At 32.0% G+C, this 12,948-nt stretch carries 2 protein-coding genes and 1 pseudogene; 2 read left to right on the top strand and 1 reads right to left on the bottom strand.

Going from position 1 to position 12,948, the window contains the following annotated elements; genetic code table 11:
- A pseudogene (locus BVC87_RS23570) lies at nucleotides 1-4,600 on the top strand (hypothetical protein); the annotation flags it as partial.
- Nucleotides 4,601-4,612: 12 nt separating this feature from the next.
- A complete protein-coding gene (locus tag BVC87_RS21055) occupies nucleotides 4,613-10,444 on the top strand; it encodes a hypothetical protein (RefSeq protein ID WP_075344382.1) in 5,832 nt (1,943 codons plus the stop codon).
- 149 nt (nucleotides 10,445-10,593) lie between these two features.
- On the opposite strand, the gene bglX is transcribed toward BVC87_RS21055, so the two are convergent.
- The gene (gene bglX / locus BVC87_RS21050; protein WP_075344381.1) at nucleotides 10,594-12,894 is read right to left on the bottom strand and encodes a beta-glucosidase BglX; all 2,301 of its coding nucleotides are present in this window, start codon (nucleotides 12,892-12,894) and stop codon (nucleotides 10,594-10,596) included.
- Nucleotides 12,895-12,948: the final 54 nt, after the last annotated feature.

Genomic DNA, 12,948 nt, shown 5'->3' with positions numbered 1-12,948 from the left:
AACTAACAATGATTTATTAAATATTGATGTAAGTACTAATACCAATTTACAATCTGCTCATTTATATAACGAAAATTTTACAAGTTTAGATTTTCACAAGAATGTTAATTTAAAGTCAATTTGGGTTTTTAATAATAAACTCACCCATTTAAATGTTAAAAATGGAGCAGCTAAAAGTATTAAAAGTTTTAGAGCTTATGGAAATCCCAATCTAAACTGTATTAGTGTTTCAGATAAAGCTTATTTTGAGACTAAGTTTTCTGGAGATATCGATGATCATACCTCTTTTACAGAAGGGTATTGCAGATTTACCCAAATACCAGATTCAAGTTTTGAGTTAGCATTAGAAGAATTAGGTTATGACGATGATGATCATGGAGATGGAAGAGTACCTACAGCTATCATAGAAAATGTAACGGAGTTAAACATGTATCGAAAATCTATAGAGAGCTTAACTGGAATTGAGGATTTTAAAAATATAGAAACTTTATATGCTACACGCAATGCCTTAACCGATGTTGATCTAAGTTCAAATACAAAGCTTAAAGATCTTGATTTACGGTCTAACAATTTAGAAACCATCGACTTGAGCACTAATGTAGCACTAGAAAAAATTGGATTATTAGGAAACAAACTTACGAATATCAATATCCAAAATTGTGCGGCTTTGGAACGCTTGGCGATTCAAAATAATTTATTAACTACTATAGATCTAAGTTCAAATACGGCTTTAGATGATTTAACTATTTCTAACAATAAAATAACCAATATTGATGTATCTAAGAACACCTCTTTGACGAATTTAGAAATAGGTGATAATGAGCTGACAAGTCTTGACTTATCATTGAATACTGAACTTGAATATGTATATGTAGATAGTAACAATTTAAAGAGTTTTCGAATTGATAATGGGAATAATAGAGGTATAGAGTACATAGAACTAGCAGGAAATCCAGGTTTGACCTGTGTTAGGGTAGATGATGCTGCTTATGCAACCGCTAATTGGGAAGAAATTGACGCGCACACCCAATTTACGGAGACCGAATACTGTGAATACACCCAAATATCAGACCCGAATTTCGAAGCCTATTTGTTTAGTAAAAAATATGATGACATTGAAAACGATGGACGAGTGCCTACCGCATTAATTAAAAACGTTAGCACTTTTACTATCGATGAATATGAAATAGAAGATATAACAGGGATTGAGGATTTTGAAGCATTACGAAGGATATATATCAAAAAAAATGCGATCACTAAGATTGATTTGAGTTCGAATACCAATTTAATTTCTATCAGAATGAATGAAAATAATATCCGTACGATAGATGTGAGTAGTAACACCAAGTTAGAGGCCATAAGATTAGAGAATAATACCCAACTAGAGGAAATTATTTTACCCCCCTCTAGCATACTAAGGACAATAAATGCTCAAAATAATAAATTAAGAAGTTTGGATATAAGTGAACTTCCTGAGTTAAGAACATTACTAATTGATAATAATAATCTTACAGCACTAAATTTAAAAAATGGGAATAATCATAATATGTTGTTAGATGCTAAGGGAAATCCAGACTTAACTTGCGTTGTAGTAGATAGTGCTTCAGCAAATCATATATTATGGGATGAAAGTTTTGATGAAGGTGTTCGTTTAAGGGAAACGTATTGCCGTTATACAACAATACTAGATAAGAATTTTGAAGCGGCTCTTTCGGATTATGATGATGAAGCTGGAGATTTTAAAGTTCCTACAGCTGAAATTGAAGGTGTTATAGAATTAAATGTAAATGGAGAAGACATTTCTAATCTAGCTGGAATTGAAGGCTTTACTGCGTTAAAATACTTAAGCCTTAATGACAATTCAGTCACATCATTAGACTTAACAAGTATTTCAAATTTAATTTCAGTTTCGGCAAGAAGTAATGGGCTAACATCTTTAAATGTTAGTACGCATCCCAATTTGGATTTTTTATTATTAGAAGATAATAATTTAACAAGTTTAAATGTAAGTAACAATACCAAACTTACGCGAATTTTTGCAGGAGATAATGCCATTACTGATTTAGATGTAAGCCAAAATGAAAGATTAAGAGTCATAACAGTAAACAATAATAATCTTTCTTCGCTAAATGTGAAAAACGGTAACAATAGCAACATTACTAATTTTAACGTTGAAGGAAACGCTAACCTTACGTGTATTTTGGTTGACAATGTGGATTACAGTACAAACAACTGGAAGAGTATTGATTCTCAAGCAAGTTTTAGTGAAACGTATTGTCGTTACACAGCAATACCAGATAAGAATTTTGAAGCAGCGCTATCAAGTTATGATAATGAAGCCGGAGATGGGCGCGTGCCTACAAAATTGATAGAAGTAGTAACATCATTATCTATCCCTTCAAAATCAATTGAGAATCTCGCAGGAATTGAAGATTTCAAGGCTCTTGAAACATTAAACGTAGCGAATAACTCACTGAATACGTTAGCATTAAATTTAAATCCAAATTTGACACTTGTAACTGCTAATAATAATGCACTGACCTCAATTGATGTAACAAAAAATACGTTATTACAATTTTTGAATGTTCGTGACAATCAACTGACCACAATCAATCTGAGCAATAATACCAACCTTGAAGATTTAGAAATAGATTCAAATAATTTGGAAAGTTTAGATGTGAGTATAAATACTGCTTTAACTCAAATTGCAGCAGACAACAATGCAATTACTAGCTTAAATCTGACAACTAATACAGCATTATTAAATCTTTCCATTACAGATAATGGTTTAGAAAGTCTAACCATAGGAGCTAATACAATTCTGAGGGATTTTGAAGTTCAAAATAATGCTTTAGTGGCATTAAATCTTAATGGTGCTACTGCATTGGATTTTGTCAATGTATCTAACAATAGCTTGGAAACACTGAGTATTAGAAACGGAACCAATACGAGTATTTCATTTTTTAATACTACAGGAAATGCAAATCTAACATGTATTTCCGTAGATGATGTAGACTATAGCACGAACAACTGGAAGAGTATTGATTCTCAAGTACGTTTTAGAGAGACGTATTGTCGTTATACAACAATATTAGATAAGAATTTTGAAGCTGCACTTTCAGATTATGACGACGATCCTAATGATGGAAAAGTACCTACAGTTAATATTGAAACCTTATTTCGATTGCGTATAGAGGGAAAATCAATTGATAACTTAACAGGGATAGAAGATTTCACTGGTTTAGAACAGTTATATTGTGGAAACAATGATATAACAGTACTTGATCTATCAAAAAACACGAACCTGACCTTATTAAGTGCTGTAGTAAATAATATTTCTGAAATCGATCTAAGCAAGAACACAAAATTAGAGACCTTGCTTATTAATAGAAATAGCTTAACAACTATCGATGTCACTAAGAATAAGCAATTAAAAGAGCTAAGTGTACATAGTAATGATATTAACGAACTCAATGTCACTCAAAATATTTTGCTAGAAGATTTAAGTGCTTGGGCATTGCCTAATTTGACTGCAATTGACCTTTCTAAAAATACCGTTCTTAAAGATTTGGATGTTTCCGATTGTGCGATTACAGAAATAGATCTATCAAACAACCCAAACCTTACGGGATTATACATATACAACAATAATCTTACTTCAATTGATTTAACTCATAATCCAAATTTGAGATATATCTATCTTTCTAATAACGCTATTGGTGGGTATCTGGATATAAGTAAATTTAGTGCTTTGTTAGACTTTGAAGTGATCAATTGTGGTTTAACAGCATTAAATCTCAAAAATGGGAATAATACAGGAATAGATTACTTAGATATTACAGGTAATTCAGACCTAACTTGTGTTCAAGTAGATGATGTTACCTATGCAACAACTAACTGGACCAATATTGATAGCACGACAAATTTTAACGAAGATTGTGGGTATAATTTCTCGGTTTCTCCTGAGGTAATTTTAGAAGGAGCATTTGAAACCTCTTCTGGAACTATTCTCATGCACGATAATTTACGTGATAATACTTCAATATTAATTCCAACCATTTCACCTTATAACGATGAAACTTGTGAAGCTGCTGTTTTTAATACAACAGGAGAACATGCTGTGGTAGATTGGGTAGAAGTTCAATTAAGAAATCCAACTGATATTACGCAAATAGAGACTACTAAATCTGCCTTGTTACTTAGAAATGGAGCAATCGTTGATACTGATGGTGTTTCCCCCTTATCATTCAGTTTAGTACAAGGCGATTTTTATCTAGCTATTGCGCATAGAAATCACTTAACAATTGTGTCGAATACAACCTATTCATTTACAAGCACTACCACTTCAATTGATTTTACCAATACAGCAAATGTTGCTGGAGGAAATTCAGCATTAATACATTTAGCTGGTGGATATAATGGAATGCCTTTGGGTGATGTAGATGGGAATGGTCAGGTACAAAATACAGATATCAATACTACAATATTACAAATAGGAAATTCTGGTTACAGCATATTTGACGTCGATATGAACGGTCAAATACAAAATATAGATCTCAATATGATACAGCAAAACCTAGGTAAAGGTGAACAATTTTAAACCCCAAACACGATGAAAAAATATTACACACTAGTATTGCTATGGTGTATAGGAACAACCATAAGCAATGCACAAGAATTTACACCGATCCAAGATGATAGTTTTGAACAAGCTCTTGTTGATCTAAATATTGATGATACACCAGGTGACGGGCAAGTACGAACTTCTGCAATAGCAGGACTTACATCACTGGATATAAGTTCAAAAGGTGTTTCAAATATGTCGGGTATAGAAGCATTTGTTTCACTTACAGAACTATATGCATCTGACAATGCTTTTTCGGATATTAACTTGAATACATTAACAAATTTGCAGGTATTGAATTTGAACAATTGTCCTATTACCAATTTAAATCTGAATGGTAATTCTAGTTTAAGACATCTTGATGTAGAAGGTGGAGGTAATCTTACTTCAATTGATTTTAGCAATAATTCATTTCTAGAACATATAAACCTTAATAATAACCTGCTTTCTAATATTACATGGATTAACCTTTCAAGTTTAAGAGAATTACACTTAAACAATAACAATCTAACGGCTTTAGATTTATCTACGCTTACCTCATTGAATTCATTCAGTGCCAGAGAAAATAATCTAAACTTTTTAAGGGTAAACAACGGGAATAATACAACCCTAATGTCTTTTGAAATAATGAACAACCCCAATTTGAGTTGTATTTCTGTAGATGATGCTGATTTTAGCACCGCTAACTGGACAAGTATCGATACGCAAATGTATTTTTCAAATTATAATTGTCGTTATACAGCAATACCTGACGCCAACTTTGAAGCAGTCTTGAATGCTTTAGACTACGATGATATTGAAAATGATAAACAAGTACCTACAGCTTTAATTGAAAATTTAACAAGTCTTAATTTAGAAAACAAAGGTATTTCAGATCTAACCGGAATTGAAGATTTTGTAGCGTTAATAACACTTATTGTTGATAATAATAATCTTAGTACCGTTGATTTAAGTAGTAATACCTCTTTAATTACTTTACGTCTTAAAAATAATAAACTGCCTACCGTAGATTTAAGTAAAAATACAGAGTTACGAGTATTGGTTTTAGAAGATAACGGCTTAACAAGTTTAGATATTAGTAAGAATGTTAATATAGGAAGACTTTTTCTTGGAGGAAATAATTTGACATCGATGGATTTAAGAAATAATCCTCAAATAGTAGTTGTCGGAATTAATTATAACAATTTGTCCTATCTCAATGTGAAAAGTGGAAATAATACCAGAATACAAACATTTGTTATTTCAAATAATCCTAACCTGACTTGTGTAGCAGTTGATGATGTGGATTACAGTACAACCAATTGGACAAGTATTGATTCACAAACCACTTTTTCAAATCGCGATTGTATCTATACCAGTATTCCTGATCCCAATTTTGAAGCTGCATTAAGCATGTATGATAATATGCCTAATGACGGACGAGTACCAAGAGCTGCTATAGAAACCATACCCGATCTTAACATTGAGAACTTAGGTATCAAAGATTTAACGGGTATTGAAGATTTTATTGCTCTTAAGACTTTATTTGCTGCTAATAATGTACTTGAAACTATAGATCTAAGTAAGAATACCAACTTAGAAACCCTTTCATTAGGTAATAATGATATTACCAGTATCGATCTAAGTGCTAATACAGAACTAACAGACTTATCTATTGAAAATAACAATTTAATAGCTCTTGATCTTTCAAAGAATGTAAAGCTTATTGATATAGTAGTTTCAGAAAATGATTTAGAAAATTTAAAGGTGACAAATTGTGTTTCATTAGATAGAATTGATGCCAGAGATAATAAATTAAAGAGTATAAACCTTTCTACAAATACAGTGCTTAATGAACTACGTTTAGAAAACAATCTGCTTAAGGAGATTAACCTTTCTACAAATACAAACCTTTATGAGGTATACTTAGATAATAACGATTTAGAATTTTTAACCCTTACGACAATGACTAGATTGAACGGTCTTTTTGTGAGTAATAATAATTTACGCCTTCTAGATTTACGAAATGGATCAAATACATACACAGAAGACTTTGATGCTACAGGCAATACTGACTTAGGTTGTATATTGGTAGATGATGTAGCATATAGTACTGCAAATTGGACTCAAATTGATAGCCAAACTAATTTTAGTGAGGACTATTGTCGTTATACAGCCATTCCTGACCCTTATTTTGAAGCTGCATTAAGTAGTTATGATAATACTCCTAATGACAGACAAGTACCTACAGCTTTAATTGAAATGGTGAACACATTAAATGTATCAAATGCTAATATTACAGACATCACAGGGATTAAAGATTTTAAGGGGTTACAATCATTAGATATTAGTAATAATAGTATCGAAGTTGTAGATATAAGTAGCATGAATAATTTAGCCTTATTAGAGGCTTCAGGAGCAATTACTACTTCGTTAGATGCTTCTAATACAGCATCGTTAACTTCAATAAATGTATCAGAAAGTACTATTTCCACTATCAATCTTACAGATGCAAGCGCTTTAAAAGAATTGTTTGTATACAAAACTAATATTAGTGATTTGGATTTGAGCACCAACAATGCTTTAGTTAGATTAATTGCTTTTGAAATAACAGAACTTGAAACAATTGATCTTACTGATCTTGTAGCCTTAAAAGAGTTAGAATTAGATAAAACATCTATCCAGAGTTTAGACTTATCAACCAATATCGTTTTGGAACATATTTCCGTTTCTCAAACAAATCTCAATTTTTTCAATCTTAAAAATGGTAATAACACTAGTATTACCTCTTTTTATGCACCAAATAACCCAAATCTTCCTTGTATTTTAGTAGATAATGAAACATACAGTACAGCTAACTGGACAAATATTGACAGCCTAGTCCGTTTTAGTGAGACCTATTGCCGATATACTTCTGTTCCTAATTTAGCTTTTGAAATGCTACTGGAAAGTTTAGGTTATGATGATAAACCAAGAGATGGGGAAGTACCTACAGCACTAATAGAAAAAGTTTCTTTTTTGGATCTTGCTGATCTTGGAATTACAGATATAATAGGTATTGAAGATTTTGTAGGATTAACAGATTTAAACCTAGAAGGAAATAATATGGAGACTATTGATCTTTCTAATAATACATTCTTAGAAAGTTTCAATTGTAATTCCTGTACCTCATTACAAAGTATCAATATTTCTGGGCTTGATGTACTTAGAGAGTTAAAATTAAAAAATACCAAAATAACAGAGATCGATCTGGGTAGTGTATCATTATTAGAAACCTTAAATCTTAGAGAATCGGAAATTGCTGCTATAGATGTTTCTCATAACTCTAATCTTAAAACACTCAATATTTCTTCTACAGACATTGAGTTTTTAGATCTATCTACCAATAATGGATTAACTAAATTAACGGCATTTGAGGCAAACCTTAACTATTTAAACTTAAAAAACACGAATATTATAAATGTAGATGTAAGAGGTAACCCTGGGCTCAGCTGTATTTTAATAGACGACGAATCTGCAATTCCAGATGGTTGGGATTACGATAATACAGTAACATTTTCCAATACCTATTGTCGTTACACCAGTATTCTAGATGATAATTTTGAAGCAGCCTTATATGCTTTAGATCTTGATAATACTTTAGGAGATGAACAAGTACCTACAAAATTGATTGAAGGTTTAGTTTCCTTAAATGTTTCTAATAAAGGGATTGAAAATTTTAGTGGAATAGAAGATTTTATAGCTTTGGAAACATTAGAAGCTGAAGATAATGTATTGGAAAGCATCGATATTTCTAACAATACAGCGCTAAAATATTTGTTTCTTTCAAGAAATGAGTTAACTACAATCGATTTGACTAAGAATACGGAATTAATAGAAATATATTTAGAAGCAAATGCTATTACAGATATAGATCTTTCTAAAAATACCGAATTAAATATTTTAGACCTTGGTGCTAATTTGTTAACTAATATAGATGTTTCAAAGAACACATTATTATTTGAACTAGAATTAGACGAAAATAATCTTACAACTATAGATCTATCTAGGAATTCAGAATTGGAAAGATTCACAATTGCTGATAACCAATTGGAAACACTAAATCTTTTTGCAAATGATGGATTAGAATTTCTTAGATGTAGTGAAAATCAACTAACCGCCTTAGATGTAAGTGGAAGTAGTGCTATTGCAAGTGTATACGCTAGTGACAATAACCTTACAGAAATTAAGCTTCCATTTAGATCAAATTTTTTAGAAGTGATTAATTTGAATGGGAATGAGATATCAGATTTAGATCTGAGTGATTATGATAAATTACAACAAGTTGATGTTCAGTATAATTTAAACCTTACACGTGTAAATTTGCAAAGTGGGGGAAATATTAACCTTAGAGAATTTAATAGCACTGGAAGCATCAATTTAACCTGTATTCGAGTAGATGACGTTGTAAATACAAGTTGGGCGACAGTAGAAGCGGTTACTGGTTTTAGTGATACCTATTGCCGTTATACTAGTGTTCCTGATCCGTATTTTGAGGCAGCCTTAAGTCGTCTTGACGATAGTCCTGGAGATAAGCGAATCCCCACAGCTTTAATTGAGGAGGAAAATACATTGATCCTTAGAAATACAGATATTTCAGATCTCACAGGTTTAGAAGATTTCAGAGATTTAGAAGTACTAGCGCTAACAGATCTTGATATTACTGAAGTTGACTTAAGTGCGAATACAAATTTACAAGGGCTTACAATAGATCGTAATAGTTTTTTGACAAGTATTGAGATCAGTACTTTAACAAAATTAGAGATTTTAAGCCTACACTTTGCTAGTACTATTTCAACATTAGATGTAAGTAAGAATACAGCGTTAGAAAGATTAACTGTAAGTAATACAGATTTAAAACAGGTTGTTTTTGGAGGCAATACTACATTGCAAAGGCTTAGCTTAAGCCAGAGTAGTATTGAAAACTTAGACCTTTCAAAACTTACAGGGTTGGTTACAGTAGAGTTATCTAATAACAATTTGTCATCTTTAAATTTACGTAATGGAAACAATACAAAAATGTCTTTCGTGCATCTTAGAAATAATCCTAACTTATATTGCGTGCAAGTAGATGATGTAGATTATGCCGATACAAACTTCACTAATAAAGATGATCAAACGAGTTTCGATGTAAACTGTGAATCTTTAGAAGTAGATCTAAAAGTGATTTTAGAAGGTGCTTTTGAAGTTTCTGGTCCAATGATTATGAGAGACGATCTAAATGATAATAATCTTTTACCAACCACTTCCCCTTATAGTGATGTCATTAACGGAGATCCTACTTCAACTTCTAGTCCAGGACCAGGATCAATTGTAGATTGGGTAGAGGTTCAATTAAGAAACCCTAATGATATCAATGAAATTCTTTATAGACAATCTGCTTTCCTACAAAGAAGTGGTAGTGTCGTTGCAGTAGACGATCAATCGACACTAGAATTGTCTGCTTGGCGAGGCAACTATTATATTGCTGTAGCGCATAGAAATCATTTACCTATTGTTACAAATACAATACACCTTTTAAACGGAAGTGGTCCTTTTAGTACGAAAATAGATTTTACAGAAGTCTCTAATATATTGGGTGGTACCAATGCTGTTAATGATATGGGTAATGGATATTATGCAATGCCTGTAGGAGACTATGATGGTAATGGGCAGATTCAGAATGCTGATATTAATGCTGTAATTCAACAGTTGGGAAGTTCAGGATATAATAATGCAGATTTAGATATGAATGGTCAGGTCCAAAACACAGATATTAATAATCTTTTAAATCCCAATGTAGGAAAAGGGGAACAATTCTAAAATTTCAATAAATAATGGTGTTTAATCAAAAAAGAAACCCACTCATGAAAATGAGTGGGAAAATTGCTATGAAAAAGAAAGTACAGAACGTCTTCCGTACTCATATGTATTTTAGCATAAACTGTGCCAAAAGTAATCTTGGAGTCAGCTTATTCTATAATTTCAAAGTTCTCTTCTAGTTTGGTTATTGAACTACCACCTACAAAAACTTTGAATTTTCCAGGTTCAACAATAAAATCTCCATTATTGTCAAAGAATCCTAATTCATTTTTGGTTAAAACGAATTCAACAGTTTTACTTTCTCCTTTTTTAAGCGAAATTAACTCAAATCCTTTTAATTCTTTAACAGGTCTAGTAATGCTACCAACTAAATCTCTAATATAAAGTTGAACTACTTCTTTGCCATCAAAATCTCCAGTATTTTGAACGTCAACTGTCACTTTGACACTGTCATTAACGGTGGGCTTGTCGCTATTTACTTTTAAGTTTTTATATTCAAAAGTAGTATAGCTTAATCCATGTCCAAATGGATATAGAGGCGTATTTTCACTATCGATGTAATGAGACCAAAATACAGGTACATTTTCTACAGGTCTACCAGTGTTTTTATAATTGTAGTAAATAGGTATTTGTCCGACATTTCTTGGGAAAGTCATAGGTAATTTTCCACTAGGATTATAATCACCATATAAAACATTTGCAATTGCATTTCCAGATTGAGACCCTAGTTGCCACGCCTCAACAATACAAGGGATGTTTTTATCCGCCCACTCTATAGTTAAAGGTCTACCATTATTTAATACTAAAACAATATTTTTATTTACCTTATAAACTTCTTCTAATAGTTCTTGTTGTAAACCAGGTAAATCCAATTCTGTTCTACTTCTCCCTTCACCGCTTTGGAAACCATGTTCTCCTAAAACCATTATAACAACATCGGCTTTTTTAGCTGTTGCTATAGCATTTTTGATTTTTGAATTATCAGTGGTATTTACAACTATTTCTTTTCTAAAATCTGTTTCTCCAATAAATAAGTCTATACCTTCTTCAAATAAAATTTCATTACCCTTATAGTTTTGTAGACCTTCTAGTACAGAAACTGCCGTGTTATCATCAGAACCTAATCTCCAGCTACCTAAGGAACTATTTTTATCATTTGCTAAAGGACCAATTAGCGCTATTTTTTGCCCTTGTTTTTTAAGTGGTAATAAATTATTTTCATTTTTTAATAATACAATAGATTTTTTTGCAACATCCAAAACAGCATCATGATGTTCTTTTTTACCTATATTTTCTTTTTCGTTTACAGGGTCACAATATCTGTACGGATCATCAAATAAACCGAGTTCAAATTTTACTGTTAAAATTCTTCTTACAGCATCATCAATGATTTCTTCTTTTATAACCCCATCTTTTACAAGTTTAGCTAACTCATTAACATACGCATAACCTTCCATATCCATATCAGAACCAGCTATTGCTGCTATTCTTGCTGCATCTCTATTATCTTCTGCGTGTCCCCAATCTACCATTTCGCTTATAGAAGCCCAGTCAGATACTACAAAGCCATCAAACCCCCATTTTCCTTTTAATATATCTCTTTGAAGATATTTACTTCCAGTAGCAGGGATACCATTAAGTTCATTAAATGAATTCATTAAAGTTTTTACACCAGAATCTACGGCAGCTTTAAATGGAGGAAGAACTAAATTATGCAGTGTTGAGTTACCTATATCTACAGGATTGTAGTCTCTTCCAGCTTCTGAAAAACCATAAGCGGCAAAGTGCTTAGCACAAGCGGCTATGGTGTTGTTTTTTGATAAGTCATCACCCTGAAATCCTTTTATTCTAGCTTTAGCTATTTTCGACCCTAAAAATGGATCTTCTCCTGCGCCTTCCATAACTCTACCCCATCGTGGATCTCTAGAGATGTCTACCATAGGTGCAAAAGTCCAGTTAATACCCGATGCAGAAGCTTCAATTGCTGCTATTCTTGCTGATTTTTCAATAGCCTCTAAATCCCAACTAGCAGCTTCTGCTAGAGGTATTGGTGCAAGCGTTTTGTGTCCGTGTATTACATCATATCCCATTATCAATGGTATACCTAAACGAGTATCTTCTACTGCAATTTTCTGTAGTTTTCTAGCTTCTTCGGTACTATTTATATTCAATATCGAACCTACCAATCCTTCTTTTAAATCTTCAAGTTTATCTTTCGCAACCCCTTCTTTTGGAGGAGGCCCAGTAACATCCCAAAAGTCACTATACTGATTCATTTGTCCTACTTTCTCTTCTAAACTCATTTTTGAGAGTAGAGAGTCCACTTTTTCAGTTATAGTTTCATCTTTAATACCAATCATTGATTCATCATTTTTTTTTGAAAAACACCCAATAAGAAAAGGCGCTGTTAAACAAAATATAGAGGCTCTTCTTGCTAGATATTTAGTCATTTTTTTTGTTTTGAAAAGAGATATAAAAGTATGATAGAAAAATGTTATTTAATT

Source organism: Tenacibaculum agarivorans (assembly GCF_001936575.1).
Classification (GTDB): domain Bacteria; phylum Bacteroidota; class Bacteroidia; order Flavobacteriales; family Flavobacteriaceae; genus Polaribacter; species Polaribacter agarivorans.
The sequence above is the reverse complement of the archived record's forward strand: the minus strand, read 5'-3'. Positions and strand labels throughout refer to the sequence as shown.

Excerpts from the sequence above, each read along its gene's own strand:
- BVC87_RS21055 (WP_075344382.1), top strand. The coding sequence starts at position 4,613 with ATGAAAAAATATTACACACTAGTATTGCTATGGTGTATAGGAACAACC.
- bglX (WP_075344381.1), bottom strand. The coding sequence starts at position 12,894 with ATGACTAAATATCTAGCAAGAAGAGCCTCTATATTTTGTTTAACAGCG.